This window comes from Kribbella sp. NPDC050459 (genome assembly GCF_040655315.1).
In the GTDB taxonomy this organism is placed as follows: Bacteria; Actinomycetota; Actinomycetes; order Propionibacteriales; family Kribbellaceae; genus Kribbella.
In genome coordinates this window covers 237,983-252,950 of sequence record NZ_JBFAJQ010000005.1, presented here as the reverse complement: position 1 = coordinate 252,950, position 14,968 = coordinate 237,983, and the positions used below count along the sequence as shown (strand labels likewise).

The 14,968-nt window shown below is 69.6% G+C and carries 18 protein-coding genes; 7 read left to right on the top strand and 11 right to left on the bottom strand.

The features are described from left to right. Nucleotides 1–37: 37 nt before the first annotated feature. Nucleotides 38–745, top strand: a complete 708-nt coding sequence (locus AB0I12_RS20040) for a TetR/AcrR family transcriptional regulator C-terminal domain-containing protein (protein WP_359931596.1) — start codon at nucleotides 38–40, stop codon at nucleotides 743–745. Here AB0I12_RS20040 and AB0I12_RS20035 read toward each other — a convergent pair. From AB0I12_RS20035 to AB0I12_RS20025, 3 genes are read right to left on the bottom strand one after another with little or no spacing between them, the layout of a single operon-like run. Next, complete coding sequence (locus AB0I12_RS20035; RefSeq protein WP_359931593.1) at nucleotides 742–2,025, bottom strand: dihydrolipoamide acetyltransferase family protein; 1,284 nt, start codon at nucleotides 2,023–2,025, stop codon at nucleotides 742–744. The genes AB0I12_RS20040 and AB0I12_RS20035 overlap by 4 nt on opposite strands. Further along, on the bottom strand, nucleotides 2,022–3,008 hold the full coding sequence (locus AB0I12_RS20030; RefSeq protein WP_359931590.1) for an alpha-ketoacid dehydrogenase subunit beta: 987 nt from the start codon (nucleotides 3,006–3,008) through the stop codon (nucleotides 2,022–2,024). The genes AB0I12_RS20035 and AB0I12_RS20030 overlap by 4 nt, the downstream gene beginning before the upstream one ends. Next, entirely contained in the window at nucleotides 3,008–4,096 is a 1,089-nt protein-coding gene (locus tag AB0I12_RS20025; protein WP_359931587.1) for a thiamine pyrophosphate-dependent dehydrogenase E1 component subunit alpha, read from the bottom strand. The genes AB0I12_RS20030 and AB0I12_RS20025 overlap by 1 nt, the downstream gene beginning before the upstream one ends. A gap of 118 nt (nucleotides 4,097–4,214) precedes the next feature. Here AB0I12_RS20025 and AB0I12_RS20020 point away from each other — a divergent pair, with 118 nt between their 5' ends. Continuing rightward, complete coding sequence (locus tag AB0I12_RS20020) at nucleotides 4,215–4,703, top strand: Lrp/AsnC family transcriptional regulator (RefSeq protein WP_130387870.1); 489 nt, start codon at nucleotides 4,215–4,217, stop codon at nucleotides 4,701–4,703. Here AB0I12_RS20020 and AB0I12_RS20015 read toward each other — a convergent pair. Beyond that, nucleotides 4,700–5,659 (bottom strand): LacI family DNA-binding transcriptional regulator, encoded by a 960-nt coding sequence (locus tag AB0I12_RS20015; protein WP_359931583.1) that lies wholly within the window; start codon nucleotides 5,657–5,659, stop codon nucleotides 4,700–4,702. The genes AB0I12_RS20020 and AB0I12_RS20015 overlap by 4 nt on opposite strands. A 78-nt stretch (nucleotides 5,660–5,737) precedes the next feature. Here AB0I12_RS20015 and AB0I12_RS20010 point away from each other — a divergent pair, with 78 nt between their 5' ends. After that, nucleotides 5,738–7,054: a Gfo/Idh/MocA family oxidoreductase gene (locus tag AB0I12_RS20010; RefSeq protein ID WP_359931580.1), complete on the top strand. Its 1,317-nt coding sequence runs from the start codon at nucleotides 5,738–5,740 to the stop codon at nucleotides 7,052–7,054. Between the two features lie 17 nt (nucleotides 7,055–7,071). On the opposite strand, the gene AB0I12_RS20005 is transcribed toward AB0I12_RS20010, so the two are convergent. From AB0I12_RS20005 to AB0I12_RS19990, 4 genes are all read right to left on the bottom strand, one after another. Continuing rightward, complete coding sequence (locus tag AB0I12_RS20005) at nucleotides 7,072–7,476, bottom strand: VOC family protein (protein WP_359931577.1); 405 nt, start codon at nucleotides 7,474–7,476, stop codon at nucleotides 7,072–7,074. 55 nt (nucleotides 7,477–7,531) lie between these two features. Next, nucleotides 7,532–7,915 (bottom strand): hypothetical protein, encoded by a 384-nt coding sequence (locus AB0I12_RS20000; protein ID WP_359931574.1) that lies wholly within the window; start codon nucleotides 7,913–7,915, stop codon nucleotides 7,532–7,534. Beyond that, nucleotides 7,912–8,163, bottom strand: a complete 252-nt coding sequence (locus AB0I12_RS19995) for a hypothetical protein (RefSeq protein ID WP_359931571.1) — start codon at nucleotides 8,161–8,163, stop codon at nucleotides 7,912–7,914. The genes AB0I12_RS20000 and AB0I12_RS19995 overlap by 4 nt, the downstream gene beginning before the upstream one ends. Nucleotides 8,164–8,236: 73 nt before the next feature. Further along, nucleotides 8,237–9,241, bottom strand: a complete 1,005-nt coding sequence (locus AB0I12_RS19990; protein ID WP_359931569.1) for a magnesium and cobalt transport protein CorA — start codon at nucleotides 9,239–9,241, stop codon at nucleotides 8,237–8,239. Nucleotides 9,242–9,370: 129 nt separating this feature from the next. On the opposite strand from AB0I12_RS19990, the gene AB0I12_RS19985 reads away from it, so the two are divergent. From AB0I12_RS19985 to AB0I12_RS19975, 3 genes are all read left to right on the top strand, one after another. After that, complete coding sequence (locus AB0I12_RS19985) at nucleotides 9,371–10,327, top strand: 2-hydroxyacid dehydrogenase (RefSeq protein WP_359931566.1); 957 nt, start codon at nucleotides 9,371–9,373, stop codon at nucleotides 10,325–10,327. A gap of 140 nt (nucleotides 10,328–10,467) precedes the next feature. After that, nucleotides 10,468–10,947, top strand: coding sequence for a GNAT family N-acetyltransferase (locus AB0I12_RS19980; protein ID WP_359931563.1), 480 nt, complete (start codon nucleotides 10,468–10,470; stop codon nucleotides 10,945–10,947). A gap of 105 nt (nucleotides 10,948–11,052) precedes the next feature. Further along, entirely contained in the window at nucleotides 11,053–12,426 is a 1,374-nt protein-coding gene (locus tag AB0I12_RS19975; RefSeq protein ID WP_359931560.1) for a serine hydrolase, read from the top strand. Here AB0I12_RS19975 and AB0I12_RS19970 read toward each other — a convergent pair. Further along, nucleotides 12,423–13,307 (bottom strand): RNA polymerase sigma-70 factor, encoded by an 885-nt coding sequence (locus AB0I12_RS19970; RefSeq protein WP_359931557.1) that lies wholly within the window; start codon nucleotides 13,305–13,307, stop codon nucleotides 12,423–12,425. The genes AB0I12_RS19975 and AB0I12_RS19970 overlap by 4 nt on opposite strands. A gap of 169 nt (nucleotides 13,308–13,476) precedes the next feature. On the opposite strand from AB0I12_RS19970, the gene AB0I12_RS19965 reads away from it, so the two are divergent. Next, nucleotides 13,477–13,965, top strand: coding sequence for a carboxymuconolactone decarboxylase family protein (locus AB0I12_RS19965; protein ID WP_359931555.1), 489 nt, complete (start codon nucleotides 13,477–13,479; stop codon nucleotides 13,963–13,965). On the opposite strand, the gene AB0I12_RS19960 is transcribed toward AB0I12_RS19965, so the two are convergent. Continuing rightward, complete coding sequence (locus AB0I12_RS19960) at nucleotides 13,962–14,477, bottom strand: DinB family protein (protein ID WP_359931552.1); 516 nt, start codon at nucleotides 14,475–14,477, stop codon at nucleotides 13,962–13,964. The genes AB0I12_RS19965 and AB0I12_RS19960 overlap by 4 nt on opposite strands. A gap of 63 nt (nucleotides 14,478–14,540) precedes the next feature. Continuing rightward, nucleotides 14,541–14,954, bottom strand: a complete 414-nt coding sequence (locus tag AB0I12_RS19955; protein WP_359931549.1) for a VOC family protein — start codon at nucleotides 14,952–14,954, stop codon at nucleotides 14,541–14,543. Between the last annotated feature and the right edge of the window lie 14 nt (nucleotides 14,955–14,968).

Here is a 14,968-nt window from a genome sequence, read left to right as displayed (position 1 = left end):
TAGCTCCTGAGACGCTGTATTAGCTATGCTCCGGCGGGTGGCGCGCGAAGCGGATCGGAAGACGGTGCTGGGATCGGTCTGGCTGCGGGAGGAGCCGTCGCCGACCAGGGCGCCGCTGAGCCGGGAGGACATCGTCCTGACCGCGATCAAGCTGCTCGACCGCGAAGGCCTGGACGCGTTCTCGATGCGGATGATGGCGGCCGAGCTCGGCACCGCCGCGACCTCGGCGTTGTACTGGCGGATCGCCACCAAGAACGACCTGCTCGAGCTCGTGGTCGACGAGGTCTTCGCGCCCGCGCTCGAAGCGCGGGACGAGGGTGACTGGCGGGACCAGGTGACGAGCGTTGTCCGAGCGGCTTATCAGGCGTTGTCGGAGCATCCGTGGGCGTGCCAACTGCTGGCCTCGCACGCCGGGCTCGGGCCGAACTATCAAGGGCTGACCGAGCGCCTGCACACGATCCTCAGGTCGGCGGGCTTCCGCGGCACGCACCTGGTCGCGGCGGTCTCGGCCGTCTTCCAGTACCTGATCGGCTCGGCCGTCACCGACGCCGCCTGGCTCTCGGTGGTACGGCGCAGTGGGCTGAACGGATCGCGCTGGGCGTCCGAATCGGCCGGCCGGATGGGAGTCGACGCGGAACATCTCACGGCGTACCTGGACCGCGAGAGCCACGCCGGCCCGGAGGCGCGGTTCGCCTCCGGGCTGCGGGTGATCCTGGTCGGACTGCGGCCGCGGCAGATTTCCTAGAGATCGGCGAAGGCGGACGCGGGGTTCTCGAAGGCGTCGGCGACGAAGCGCAGGAACGCGGCCGCGGTCCCGCCGTCGCAGACGCGGTGGTCGAACACGAGCGACAACTGCGTGAGCTTGCGGATCGCGAGCTCGCCGTCGACCACCCACGGCCGGTCGATGATCCGGCCGACGCCGAGGATCGCGACCTGCGGGTGGTTGATGATCGCGGCGCTGCCGTCGACACCGAAGCTGCCGTAGTTGTTCAGGGTGAACGTCCCGCAGGTCAGCTCCTGCTGGGTCAGCCGCCCGTCCCGCGCCGACTCGGTCAGGCGGCGGATCTCCGCATCCAGACCGCGCGTCGTCAGTGCGTGCGCACCCGCGACGGCCGGGACGACAAGGCCGCGGTCCGTCTGCGCGGCGAGGCCGAGGTTCACCCCGTCGTACTGCACGAGTTCCTCGCGCTCGGTGTCGACGTACCCGTTCAGCTCCGGGTACTTGAGCAGGCCGGCGACCACGAAGCGGGCCATCAGCGCGAGCAGCCCCGGGCCGGGGTCCGTTGCCGATCGCAACGATTCCCGGAGCTCGACCAGTGCGGTCGCGTCCACGTCGACCCAGGTGGTCGCCTCGGGAATCTCCGCCCGGCTCCGGCTCAGCGTCGCGACGACCGCCTTGCGGAAACCGCTCATCGGAACCCGCCGCAACTCCGGTAGCCCGGTCCGCGGAGCCACCGGCTCCGACACGGCCGGCCTCGGTGCGGCGACCGGCTCCTGCGTTGCCGCGACCCGTGCGGCGATCGCCTGCTCGACATCCCGCCGGACGATCAGACCGCCCTCGCCGGACCCGGTCAGCTCGCGAAGATCCACCTCCGCGTCCCGCGCCAACCGGCGTACCAGCGGGGAAATGACCAACGGAACCTTGTTTTCCGGAACGTTCCGCGCAGCCGGTGCAGTTCCGGAAACCCGCGGTTTCCGCCGCCGGCCGGACGCCGCGGCGTGCACCGTGCCGTAGCCGACCAGGACATTGCCGGACCCGGCGCGCTCCTCCTGCCGGTACGCCGCGCCGTCCGGGTCGCCGACCGTGATAAGCGGTTTCCCGACCGGGACCGTGGTGCCGGGTTCGCCGTGCAACTCCTCGATGACCCCGGCGTACGGCGACGGCAGCTCGACGATCGACTTCGCCGTCTCGACCTCCGCGATCGGGGTGTCGACGGCAACCACGTCACCGACCTTCACCAGCCAGCGCACGATCTCCGCCTCGGTCAGGCCCTCGCCGAGGTCGGGGAGCAGGAACGTGTTCACGAATCCTCCCACTGCAGGTCGTCGACCGCGTCGAGGATCCGGTCCACGCTCGGGAGCTGGTGCTTCTCCAGCTTCGGCGGCGGGAACGGGATGTCGAACGCGGTCACCCGCCGCACCGGCGCGGCCAGCGAGTGGAAGCACTTCTCGGTGACCCGGGCAACGATCTCCGACGACACACTGGCGAAGCCGCTCGCCTCGGCCACGACGACAGCCCGCCCGGTACGCCGGACCGCCGCGCACACCGTCTCGTCGTCGAACGGCGCCAGCGACCGCACGTCCACCACGGTCAGCTGCCGCCCCTCGGCCGCGGCGACCTCGGCGGCCTCCAGCGCGACTGGCACCGCGGGACCGTACGCGATCAGCGTCGCGTCCGCGCCCTCCCGCCGGACGACGGCCTTGCCGATCCCCGGCTGCGACTCGGTGAGGTCAACCTCCTCCTTGGCCCAGTAGAGCTTCTTCGGCTCCATGAACACGACCGGGTCCGGGAAGTCGATTGCCTTCCGCAACAACGCGTACGCGTCCGCGACCGTCGCCGGGGTCACGACGGTCAGCCCGGGGGTGTGTGCGAAGTAGCTCTCCGACGAGTCACTGTGGTGCTCGACCCCGCCGATGCCGCCGCCGTACGGGATCCGGATCACCATCGGCAGCGTGACCCGGCCGCGGGTCCGGTTCCGCATCTTGGCGACGTGCGACACGATCTGCTCGAACGCCGGGTACCCGAACGCGTCGAACTGCATCTCGACGACCGGGCGCAGGCCGTTCATCGCCATCCCGACCGCCATCCCGACGATGCCGGCCTCGGCCAGCGGGGTGTCGAAGCACCGCTGCTCGCCGAACTCCGCGGTCAGCCCGTCGGTGATCCGGAAGACGCCGCCGAGCGCGCCGACGTCCTCACCGAACATCACCACGGTCTCGTCGGCGGTCATCGCGTCGCGCAGGGCCTGGTTGAGCGCCTGCGCCATCGAGATCTTCGTGTGCGTCATCAGGCCTCCTCACGGGCGAGTTCGTCGCGGAGGAACGCGGCCTGCTCGCGCAGCTGCTGCGTCTCCTCGGCGTACAGGTGGGCGAACAGATCGGCGGGGTCGACCGACGGCTCCGGCATCAGCCCGTCGCGCAACTGCGCGGCCACCTCGACCGCGCCGGCCTCGGCACGCTGCTTCACGTCGTCGTCCAGCCAGCCCTGCTGCTCGAGGTACGTCGTCAGCCGCTCGATCGGGTCGCGCTGCAGCCACGGCGCGACCTCCGCGTCCTCGCGGTACCGGGTCGCGTCGTCGGCGTTGGTGTGCGCCTGGACCCGGTAGGTGTGTGCCTCGATGAGCTGCGGCCCCTCGCCGGCGCGGGCCTTCTCCACGGCCGGTCCGAGGACGGCCAGCAGCCCGGCGAGATCGTTGCCGTCGGCCCGTTCGCCCGGGATGCCGTACCCGATGCCCTTGTGCGCGAGCGACGGCGCGGCGCTCTGCCGTGCGAGCGGGACGGAGATCGCGTACTCGTTGTTCTGGATGAAGAACACCACCGGCGCCTGGAACACCGCCGCGAAGTTCAGCGCCTCGTGGAAGTCACCCTCGCTCGTGCCGCCGTCGCCGACGAGCGCCATCACGACCGTGTCCTCGCCCTTCAGCCGGGCCGCGTGCGCGACCCCGACCGCGTGCGGGAGCTGGGTCGCGAGCGGCGTCGCCTGCGGCGCGACCTTGTGCTCGTACGGGTCGTAGCCCGAATGCCAGTCGCCGCGGAGCAGCGTCAGCGTCTCGATCGGGTCGACGCCGCGGCTCATGATCGACACCGAGTCGCGGTACGTCGGGAACAGCCAGTCCCCCTCGCGCAGCACCATCGTGGCGGCGAGCTGACAGGCCTCCTGGCCGAACGACGACGGGTAGACCGCGAGCCGGCCCTGGCGGACGAGCGCACTGGCCTGGTCGTTGAACCGGCGGCCCTTGATCAACTGTGTGTAGCCGTCGAGCAGCGCCTCTTTGGAGGGCAGCCCGTACGACGGGTGGTCGTGCGGTACGCCGTACTGATCGATCAGACAGACGGGTTCCGCAGAGGGGAGCAACTGCTCCTCGACGGTGGCCATGAACCCTCCAACGCAGGAGACGGACGGTAGCCACATCGTCGTCCCTCCTGGCCAAGTTGAGCCATAGCTGGGAGAATCGCGAGACGTTTGGTGCGCGATGGCAGATTGGAGCCACAAAATGTCCGACGAGGTGATGGTCCACCGGGCCGGTCCTGGACAGATTGTCGTCGCCCCGGCGCTCGACGAGATCGATCGGCAGATCATCGAGGCCCTCGGACGCGACGGACGGCTCTCGATCCGGGCTCTTGCCGACGAGGTGCACATCTCCCGCGCGAACGCGTACGCCCGTGTCGAGCGGCTCACGAACACCGGCGTGATCACCGGTTTCACGGTCACCGTCGACCCGCTCAGACTCGGCCTCGCCACGTCGGCGTACGTCACTCTGAGTCTCCGTCAGAGCTCCTGGCGGACGCTGCGCAAACAGCTCCAGGCGATCCCGGAGATCAAGCACATGGCCCTGGTCGGCGGCGACTTCGACGCGATCCTGCTGGTCCGCGCGGCCGACAACGAAGGCCTCCGCCGCCTGGTCCTCGAGAAACTCCAGGCGATCCCCGAAGTCCTCGCCACCCGCACCGCTCTGATCTTCGAGGACGTCGGAACGCTCTAGCAGCCGCAGGATCTCCGCAGGATCAGCTCTGTCGGGACGGTGAGGGCGTCCACCGATTCCTCGCCCTCGATCAGCCGGCGGACGGCCTCGCGGGCGAGTTGTTCGACGGGCTGGCGTACGACGGTGAGCGGCGGCCAGGTGTACTCGGTCTCGGGTGTCCCGTCGAACGCCGCCACCGCAACGTTGCCGGGCACGTCGACGCCCGCCTCGTGGAGCGCCCGCAGTACGCCGATGGCCTGCAGGTCGGAGCTGGCGAAGATCGCCGTGGGCTGCGATTCCAGCAGCGTCTGCGCGGCCCGGTAGCCGCCCTCGCGCGAGAACGTCGCGCGCGCGATCGGTCCCTCGGCGAGCCCAGCGGCCTGCAGCGCGTCGCGCCAGCCCAGCTCGCGCTCGGGATGGCCGGCGCCGCCGATCACCAGGCCGATCCTGCGATGACCGTGGGAGATCAGGTGCTCGACACCGAGCCGCGCGCCCTCGCGGTACGCCGGGCGCACCGAACTGACCGTCGGCAGCACCCGGTTGATCGCGATCACCGGGACCTCGACGTCGTCCAGCGACGGATCCGCGGTCGGCGCGACCAGCAGCAACCCGCTGACCTGGCGGGTCAGCAGCTCCGCGATCTTTGCCCGCTCGGTCACGGGATCGCCGTCGGCGCTGGTCTGCAGGACGACGTACCCGCGAGCCGCCGCCTCCCGGTCGATCGCCTTCGCGAGCTCGGCGAACAGCGGATTGCCGCCGTCCGGCGTGATCAGGCCGAACGTCCGCGTCGTCCCCATCCGCAGCGCCCGGGCGGTCGCGTTCGGCCGGTACCCGAGCGCGCGGATCGCGTCGAGCACCCGCGCGCGGGTCTCCGGCGCGACCTTCCGCGGGCCCTCGTTCACGACGTAGCTGACGACGGCCGTGCTGACCCCGGCGTACTCCGCCACGTCGTTGCGAGTCACCGGGTCCTTGGGCATGAAGCGATGGTACGACGGTTGACCGCCACGGAAAGCGATTGCTAGCGTCGGTGTCTACACGAGTAGAAGGAGTCCACCGTGGCCAGACGGTATGCAGTCGCCGGGACCGGTTCGCGCGCGCAGTCGTACATCCGCGCGATCCTCCAGGACCACCCCGAGGAGGCGGAGCTGGTCGCCCTGCTCGACCCGAACCCGGGCCGGCTGGCGTTCCACCAGCGCTTCGTCGCGGAGCTCGGCGGCAGCGAGCTCCCGCAGTACGGCGCCGACGACCTGGAGCAGATGGTCAAGGAGCAGTCCGTCGACCGCGTGGTGGTGACGAGTCCCGACTACACGCACGCCGCGGTCGTGTCGCGGCTGCTGCGCGCCGGCGCCGACGTGATCGTCGAGAAGCCGCTGACCATCGACGCCGACGGCACCCGGCAGATCGTCGACGCGATGAATGAGTCCGGCAAGTCCGTGGTCGTCACGTTCAACTACCGGTACTCGCCGCGGAACAGCGCGCTGCGGCAGCTGATCCAGGACGGCGAGATCGGCGAGGTGACGAGCGTCGAGTTCCAGTGGGTGCTCGACACCCGGCACGGCGCGGACTATTTCCGGCGCTGGCACCGCGAGAAGAAGAACTCCGGCGGTCTGCTGATCCACAAGGCGTCCCACCACTTCGACCTGGTGAACTGGTGGATCGCCTCGTCGCCGAAGCGCGTGTTCGCGTCCGGCGGGCTGGCCTTCTACGGCTCCGACAATGCGGCGGCTCGCGGGCTCGGCGAGCGCCCGGAGCGCGGCACGATCGATGGCTCGGCCAACGACCCGTGGCTGCTCGACCTGCGCACCGACGACACGAACCGGCAGTTGTACTACGAGGCCGAGAAGTACGACGGGTATCTGCGCGACCAGGACGTGTTCGGTCCGGGGATCACGATCGAGGACAACATGTCGGTGATCGCGGAGTACGCGAACGGCGCACGGCTGAGTTACTCGCTGAACGCGCACTCGCCGTGGGAGGGGTACCGGGTGTCGGTGAACGGCACGCTCGGGCGCGCGGAGCTGGAGGTCGTCGAACGAGCCGCGGTCGTCGACGACCAGATCGACCCGAGCTATCCCTCCGGTCGCGTGATCGCCGGTGATGTGCGGACGAACGGTGAGCGGCTGGTGCTGCAGAAGCACTGGGCTACCGCGGTCGAGGTCGAGATCCCCCGTGGTGAAGGCGGCCACGGGGGCGGCGACAAGCTGATCTACAGCGACCTCTTCGTTGGCCCGGGCAATGATCCGCTGGGACGCGCTGCCGACGTCCACGACGGTGTGCGCGCGGTCGCGGTCGGGATCGCCGCCAACCAGTCACTGGCCTCCGGCCAGCCGGTCGTCGTCGCCGACCTGAACCTCGGCGGCTGGTCCTCCTAGGTCCAGTGCCAACTGTGCTACCGGCCGGGACGGTGCGTGCCGAAGGTCCACTCGTAGCCCTCGGGGTCGGCGACCCGGAAGCGGTAGTTGCCCCACTCGGTCAGCTCGGGCTTCCACACCACGTCCGCTCCGGCAGCGGTCGCCTGGGCGAACATCGCATCGACTTCGGCCGGGGTGTCGAACGCGACGTACATCCCGTGGCCGACGGTCTCGCCCTTGCGCGTCGGCCGGTCGTACCCCTGCTCGTCGGTGAAGAGCGTGAACGCGACACCGCCGTACCGCATCTCGGCGTGCATGATCCCGCCCTTGCCGTCCGGAACCTCCATCGAGGTCTCGAAGCCGAACGCCTTCTCCAGCCAGCGGAGTGCGGCGACGGCGTCGCGGTAGCCGAAGTACGCGTGGAAGGTTGCTGTGGTGGTCATACGCCTAGCATCCGCTGGGTAGCGGCCGGGAGGTGGCCGCTACCCAGTCCGGTTTCTACTTGCGGAAGTTGCCGGGCCCGAGCACCTGCCAGCCCTTGGCCGCCGGTGTCTGCAACGAGTTCAGCGGCATGCTGAACGTGTGGACCTGGCGGTTCGGCCGGCTGATCGCCCAGAAGGTCGGGTGCCGCGGGTCAGAGCGGTCCCAGGCGATGCCCTGCCCCTGGACGTCGGGCAGCTGGACGGTGGCGATCCAGCGCAGCTCGGAGCCCGCGACCGGCAACTCCATCACGTACGCCTCACCGAGATCGTGGCCAGTGAGCCACAGCCGCCCGTCGGGTCCCCAGGAGCCGCCGGAGTTCGACATCGGCTTGAAGCGGTCCAGGATCTGCTTCGGGATCGTCCACGACGCGAGCGGCTCGAACTTGTCGTTCAGCTTCACGATCTGCGTGCGTAGAAGGCCTTCGCGTCGACCGCGATCGCCTGGTTGGCATCGAACGCCGGGTACGACGTCAGCGGGGTCGCGTCGTACGTCGGGGGCGTCGCGGCCGCCATGCCAGTCGCGGCCGCCGTGCCAGTCGCGGCCGCCGTACCGACAGCATCCAGCCGCGCCGGGACGGCCGAGGCGGGCGACAGGACGACCGCGGCCAGCACAGCCGTCGCGACGACGAGGGCGGGGAGCTTACGCATCACTACCTCCAGGGGAGTGGTTCCTGCTCCCGACCCTGCGATCGCCGTCGGAACATCGCGTGAATCCGGCCGGTCAGGCAGCTTGCCGTCGGGCTGCCCGCTGACGGCGGAACCAGATCGCCAGCGCGATGCACGGGACGAGCAGCCCGCCGATCCCCAGCACGAGGAAGTCCCACTCGGCTCCGATCCGGTCGACCAGCCAGCCGAAGTTCTGGCCGAAGAAGCCGGTGACGAAGGTCAGCGGCAGGAAGACCGTGGCCAAGATGGTCAGCTGCTCGATCGTCGCGTTCTGCCGGACGCTGACCTTGGTCTGCTCGACGCCGATCACCGCCATGTTCGCCTCCAGGACCGTGGCCAGCAGGTCACGCTGGGCGGCGACCTCCTCGTTCACGAGCACCAGATGGTCGTGCACGTCCCGGAAATAGGGCAGGAGCGGGGTGGAACGGGCGTCGCGCTCCAGCGTGGCGAGCACCGCGATCAGCGGGTGCACGGCACGGTAGAAGTCGGTCACCTCGCGGCGCAGGAAGTAGATCCGCTCCGTAGGCGCGACGGAACCCGCGAAGACGGTCCGCTCGACCTCCTCGATGTCGCGCTCCAGCTCCGCGACCACCGGACCGTACCCGTCGACGACCTGGTCGAGGATCGCCCAGAGCACCGAACTGGTGCCGCACTCCAGAAGTTCGGGCCGTTGCTCGAGGCGGATCCGCGCGCCGTGCAGGTCGCTGGCCACGCCCTGGCGGACCGTGATCACGAACGACGGCCCGACGAAGACGCTGACCTCGCCGAAGTCGACCTCCTCGCGCTCGTCGTCGTACCGGGCGGTGCGCAGGATGACGAGCCGGATGTCGCCCTCGTACGGCTCGACCTTGGGGCGGAGATGGAACGTTTGCGCATCCTCGACGGCCAGCTCGTGCAGGCCGAAACTGTCCCGGACCTCGGTCAGTTCCTCGGGGCTGGGCTCGTGCATGCCCAGCCAGACGAAGCCGCCGGCCCGGCAGGCCGCGGCGGCGTCCGCGACCGACATCGCCTCGACGTGCTGGCGGCGTCCGTCCCGGTAGTAAGCGCAGTCGATGATCATGATGGCCTCCTGTCCCGATGGTCGCCGCTCGGGACGCCGGGGCAACAGGGTCCGGGCGGAACTTCGGGTTCCGTTCAGATGCTGGTCGGGTTCCTGGCACCGGTCGCGGCCGTCGACAAGGATGAGGCCATGGGACTACCAGTCGTGCTGATGCCAGGACCGATGAACGACGCCGTCGCCGCCGGGTTGGAGGGTCAGTGCGAGCTGATCCGGCTGTGGGAGGAGAGCGACCCGGACGCCGTCCTCGCGGCCCGCCGGGACGAGATCGTCGCCGTCGCCACCGGCGGTACGGCGATCGACGGGCCGTGGCTCGACCGGCTTCCCGCCGTACGACTGGTGGCGAGCTTCGGCGTCGGGTACGACCGGATCGACGCCGCGGCGGCCGCCGAGCGCGGCGTCGTCGTCACGAACACGCCGGGCGTCCTGGACGACGAGGTCGCCGACACCGCCCTCGGGCTGCTGCTGATGACGGTGCGCGAGCTCGGGCAGGCCGAGCGGTACCTGCGCGACGGCCGGTGGGCCGACGGCCGTCCGTACCCGTTGACCCGCGCAACGATGCACGGCCGCCGGATGGGCATCCTCGGCCTCGGCCGGATCGGGCAGGCGATCGCCGACCGCGTGCAGCCGTTCGGCATCACCGTTGCCTACCACAACCGCAACGCCAAGGACGTCCCGTACGAGTACTACCCGTCGCTCGTCGACATGGCCGCCGCCGTCGACATCCTGATGATCGTCATCCCCGGCGGCGACAGCACCCGCCACCTGGTGAATGCCGACGTACTCGAGGCGCTCGGGCCCGAAGGCATCGTGATCAACGTCGCCCGCGGCACGGTGGTCGACGAGCAGGCCCTCGTCGACGCCCTCCGCACCAACACCATCCACGCCGCCGGCCTGGACGTCTTCGAGCACGAGCCCAAGGTCCACCCCGACCTCCTCACGCTCCCGAACGCGGTCCTCCTGCCCCACGTAGGCTCCGCGACCATCCCCACGCGGAACGCAATGGCCGACCTGGTCGTACAAAACCTCCTCACCTACTTCTCCAAGGGCACCCCACTGACCCCCGTCCCCGAATCCGCCCACCTGTGAATCAGGACCCACGGCAGTTGGTGGTCGCTGCTGTCACCAACCTCACGGCCGGCCTGACGTCGAACGGACACGGTCGAGAAATCCGTTGGCCGGAGGTGGTTGCGGCGGCTTAGCCTGCTGGTTGACGAAGGGTGAGCGCCATGTACGAGGTCGTGGTTCCCTTGACGATTCGCGAACTGGTGCCCGAGGATCTGCCGGCGCTGGGAGAACCTCCGTCGAAGGTCGTTGCCATGCGCAAGGAGTTGGAGCGGGCCGAGCGCGGCGAGATCGTCTATCTCGCGGTGTGCACGCCCTCGGGGCGACCGGTGGGATTCGGTGCGGTCGACTTCATGAAACCTGCGGGTGGAGCGACGGTGTACCAGCTGACGGTCATCGAGCCCTTGCAGTCGTGCGGGATCGGGACCGTCCTCATCCAGGCGCTCGAGGAGCGGATCCGGGCCCGTGGGATCCTGTTCGCCGAGTTGGGCGTCGACGACGCGAGCACGCGGCCGCAGCGGTTGTACGAGCGACTCGGGTACGTCGTCAGCGGCAGTGAGACCGGCGCGTGGGACGTGGACACCCCGGACGGATCGGTCACGCGGTACGAAACGACGATCACCCTGCTCCGCAAGCAGCTGTAGCCGCAGCAGGAAAGTCACGCGCCAAGCGTGCCCCGTCCGGCTTAGGGTGCCTGGGTGTCTGGTCATGGTCAGGTGTTGCCGCGGTCTTCGCCGCGGGGGGCGGGGATGTCGGCTCGCGCGGTGGGTCTGCTGCTGGATCGGCTCGAGGAGCGCGTCGTCGAGTGCCACTCGATCATGGTCGTGCACCGCGGGCACGTCGTCGCCGAGGGCTGGTGGGCGCCGTACTCTGCCGAGCGCCAGCACCTGCTCTACTCGCTGACCAAGTCGTTCACGTCCATCGCCGTGGGACTCGCGATCGGCGACGGACTGCTGTCGCTCGACGATCGGGTGGTCGACGTACTGCCCGACCGTGTTCCGGACGGTATCTCGGAGCGGGCGCGCCGCCTCACGGTCCACCATCTGCTCTCGATGACGGTCGGGAACCATGAGGACAGCCTGACCGAGGCGTGGCAGCTGGAGCCGGACGATCTGGTGAAGGGGTTCCTCAGGACACCGTTCCCGGACCCCGAGGGCACCCGGCATGTGTACGACAACTCGACCACGTACGTCCTCGCGCGAATGGTGGAGAAGGTCACGGGCCGCGACCTCCCGGGGCTGCTCGACGAGCGGCTGTTCAGGCCGATGGGGATCGACCACGCCGAATGGGACCGGGTGGCGAGCGGGGCCGCGTTCGGGTTCCACGGGCTGCACCTCACGACCGAGGCCGTCGCCGCGTTCGGCGAACTGCTGCTGCGCGGCGGCCGCTGGGGTGACCGTCAGCTCGTCCCGCGCGATTGGGTGGACGTCGCGACCAGCCGGCACATCGAGACCCTGCCGCTCCCGAACTGGTCGCAGAACCCCGATTTCCTCCGCGGGTACGGCTACCAGTTCTGGATCTCGCGCCACGGCTACCACGGTCACGGCTCCTACGGCCAGTACTGCGTGGTGGTCCCGGAACACGATCTGGTGATCGCCGCGACCGGCGCCGTCGACCCAACCGACGCGCTGCCGGGCCTGTTCTGGGAGTGCCTGTTCCCGGGCCTCGACGATCCGGGAACCGTCGAGGACGACGAGCTCCTCGCCGAGCGCCTCCGACAGCTGTCCCTCCCGCCGGTCACGGGATCGGCCGGCCCCGGGCATCCCGTCGAGGCGAAGGCCGACGGCTCCGCAGGCGAGTCACCGCTGACCGACGGCACCGCGGTGCTCGTCGAGCCGCTCGACGGCGGTTGGCTCGTACGCCTCGGGGACGCGCTCGAGATCGCGGTCGGCCACGGCGAGTGGCGGGAGAGTTCACCCCTCGGCCGCCCGATCGTCGCAACCGGCGCCTGGCAGGACGACAGGTTCGTCGCCGACATTTACGTCATCACCACTCCGCACCGCGTCCGGCTGGTCGTAGAGGCCGGTACGGCGGTCGGCGCCTGGAACGTCGTTCCGCTGACGGGCCCCAGCCTGGCATTGCATGTCACCGCACCGCTCATGACCCGCCCCGACGTCAGTTAGCGGGTCAAGAAGGTCTCGTCAGTGAGGTGGGACAGCTTGGCAGGGTTGCGGACGGCGTAGAGGCCGGCGATCTTGCCGTCCTCTACGTGCAGGACGGTGACGGTGTCGACCTCGTCGGTGAAGCGCAGGACGAGCGCCGGCTGCCCGTTGATTTGCGTTGTCTCCAGCGAGCCTTCGGCCAGGCGTTCCACGGCCAGGGCGAGCAGGCGGGCCACCTTCTCGGCGCCGACGACCGGGCGCGGGAGCGCCTGGACGACGCCGCCGCCGTCGCCGAGGAAGACGACGTCGGGCGCCAGGATGTCGACCAGGCCCTGCAGGTCGCCGGTGTTCACAGCGCGCTGGAACGCGTCGATGGCCTCGCGGGTCTGGTCGGCGGACACGACGCCTCGCGGGCGGCGGGCGGCGACGTGGGAGCGGGCCCGGTGCGCGATCTGGCGGACGGCCTCAGGGGTCTTGTCGACGGCTTTCGCGATCTCGTCGTAGTCGAGGCCGAACACCTCGCGGAGGACGAAGACCGCGCGTTCGGTGGGTTTGAGGGTCTCCAGGACCAGCAGCATCGCCATCGAGACGCTGTCGGCGAGCTCTACGTCCTCGGCGACGTCCGGCGCGGTGAGCAGCGGCTCCGGAAGCCACGGTCCGACGTACGACTCCTTGCGGCGGCCGAGCGTGCGCAGGCGTTGCAGGGCCTGGCGGCTGGCGATCCGGACCAGGTACGCGCGCTGGTCCAGCACCGTGTCGAGGTCCACACCGACCCACCGCAGCCACGTCTCCTGCAGCACGTCCTCGGCGTCCGCGGCGGAACCGAGGAGCTCGTAGGCGACGGTGAACAAGAGGTTGCGATGAGCAACGAAGGCCTCGGTGGCCCGGTCGGTACCGGTCATGGGCTGGACTCCCTCGTACGCACGGATGACACCCACCAGATGCCGCCCGGCCGGATCCTGTGACAGCTGCGTCCGTATGGCGCTCGTCACGTCGGCGGACCGTCACAGGGACCGGGCCCGCGGCATCTCGTGTTCATCCAGTAGATCCCATGAGTGAGGACGACGAACGATGGAACCCCGTATCGACCTGATGCAGAACGAACTCGGCGGCAAGCTGGCGAAGCGGCTGTTCGCCGTACACACCCTGCTGCAGCAGACCGGCCTGTCGCACACCACCCAGAACCTGGTGATGCTCCGGGCCAGTCAGATCAACGGCTGTGGAAACTGCATCGACATCCACGCCAAGGAAGCCGCGGCCGAAGGCGAGACCGCGACCCGGCTGCACCTCGTCGCGGGCTGGCGGCACTCGACCGTCTTCACCGAGGAGGAGCAGGCCGCGCTGGCGCTCACCGAGGAGGCGACGCGACTGTCAGAACTCCCCGGAGGCGTCTCGGACGAGACCTGGGCCAGGGCGAGCAAGTACTACGACGAGGACCAGCTGATCGCGCTCGTCACGCTGATTGCGATGATCAACGCGACCAACCGGCTCGCCGTGACGCTCAACCAGCTCGGCGGCTCCTACGAGCCGGGCCTGATGTCGGCGGTCGCGGCCGGCTAGACCGGCGTCTCGTCCAGGTCCCAGATCCGCCGGCTGGTCCAGGCGTACTCCCAGGCCTGGATGTCCGGCGGCTCGATGCCGAGGCCGGTGAGGATGGCGCAGACCTGCTCGCGGTGGTGGTTGGCGTGGTTGATCGCCTGCGCGACGAAGACGCCGGCCCGCGTGCCGCGGGTGTTGTCGTCGACGATGATCACGCGTTCGACGTCGAACGGCTGGGTCAGGAAGTACTCCCAGAGATCGCCGGCCTCGGCGTTCCAGCGGGCGAGCGTCTCCAGATCGGCGGCCGGTTCGCTGTCGACGAAGTCGAGCGGCCGGTCCGCGATCCCGCGCAGGTAGCTGCCGTCGCAGCGCACGATGTGGTCGAGCGTCGCGAGAATGCCGCCGTACGTGCCGACGCCGGTGATCTGGAGCTGATCGGCGGTCAGGTTCTGCGCGCGACAGAAGTCGATCAGACTGCCTGTCGCCCAGTTGTTGTGCCGGATGGGGTCGTAGAGCACGTCGTTGAGTCCCATACCGGCCCAAGGTAGCCGCGAGGCCTCCCCGGGGACACCGGATTTCGCCGGGGAGGCCGAGCGTCAGCCCGCGGCGGCGATGTTCACCATCCAGTTGATGCCGAACCGGTCGGTGACCATACCGAACTCGTCGCCCCACATCTGCTTCTCGAGCGGGGCCGTCACTTTGCTGTCGCCGGCGGACAGCTTCTCCCAGTACCCACGCAGCTCGTCGCCCTCGCCGCTGAGGCTGATCGCGATGTTCTGGCCGGGGTTGTACGGCATGCCCTGCGGCGTGTCGGACGCCATCAGCGTGAACCCGCTCGGGGTCTCCAGCTGGCTGTGCATCAGCTTCTCGTCGTCCTCCGGACCGTGACCGGCGCCGAACTCCTTGAAGGTGTTCGCGGACAGATCACCGCCGAAGACGCTCTGGTAGAACTCCATCGCGGCGCGTGCGTCGCCGTCGAACTGGATGTACGGATTGAGCCGGGATGCCATCGGATTGTCCTTCC

Excerpts from the sequence above, each read along its gene's own strand:
- AB0I12_RS20030 (WP_359931590.1), bottom strand. The coding sequence starts at position 3,008 with ATGACGCACACGAAGATCTCGATGGCGCAGGCGCTCAACCAGGCCCTG.
- AB0I12_RS20025 (WP_359931587.1), bottom strand. The coding sequence starts at position 4,096 with ATGGCCACCGTCGAGGAGCAGTTGCTCCCCTCTGCGGAACCCGTCTGT.
- AB0I12_RS20020 (WP_130387870.1), top strand. The coding sequence starts at position 4,215 with ATGTCCGACGAGGTGATGGTCCACCGGGCCGGTCCTGGACAGATTGTC.
- AB0I12_RS20015 (WP_359931583.1), bottom strand. The coding sequence starts at position 5,659 with ATGCCCAAGGACCCGGTGACTCGCAACGACGTGGCGGAGTACGCCGGG.
- AB0I12_RS20005 (WP_359931577.1), bottom strand. The coding sequence starts at position 7,476 with ATGACCACCACAGCAACCTTCCACGCGTACTTCGGCTACCGCGACGCC.
- AB0I12_RS19995 (WP_359931571.1), bottom strand. The coding sequence starts at position 8,163 with ATGCGTAAGCTCCCCGCCCTCGTCGTCGCGACGGCTGTGCTGGCCGCG.
- AB0I12_RS19990 (WP_359931569.1), bottom strand. The coding sequence starts at position 9,241 with ATGATCATCGACTGCGCTTACTACCGGGACGGACGCCGCCAGCACGTC.
- AB0I12_RS19985 (WP_359931566.1), top strand. The coding sequence starts at position 9,371 with ATGGGACTACCAGTCGTGCTGATGCCAGGACCGATGAACGACGCCGTC.
- AB0I12_RS19980 (WP_359931563.1), top strand. The coding sequence starts at position 10,468 with ATGTACGAGGTCGTGGTTCCCTTGACGATTCGCGAACTGGTGCCCGAG.
- AB0I12_RS19975 (WP_359931560.1), top strand. The coding sequence starts at position 11,053 with ATGTCGGCTCGCGCGGTGGGTCTGCTGCTGGATCGGCTCGAGGAGCGC.
- AB0I12_RS19970 (WP_359931557.1), bottom strand. The coding sequence starts at position 13,307 with ATGACCGGTACCGACCGGGCCACCGAGGCCTTCGTTGCTCATCGCAAC.
- AB0I12_RS19965 (WP_359931555.1), top strand. The coding sequence starts at position 13,477 with ATGGAACCCCGTATCGACCTGATGCAGAACGAACTCGGCGGCAAGCTG.
- AB0I12_RS19960 (WP_359931552.1), bottom strand. The coding sequence starts at position 14,477 with ATGGGACTCAACGACGTGCTCTACGACCCCATCCGGCACAACAACTGG.
- AB0I12_RS19955 (WP_359931549.1), bottom strand. The coding sequence starts at position 14,954 with ATGGCATCCCGGCTCAATCCGTACATCCAGTTCGACGGCGACGCACGC.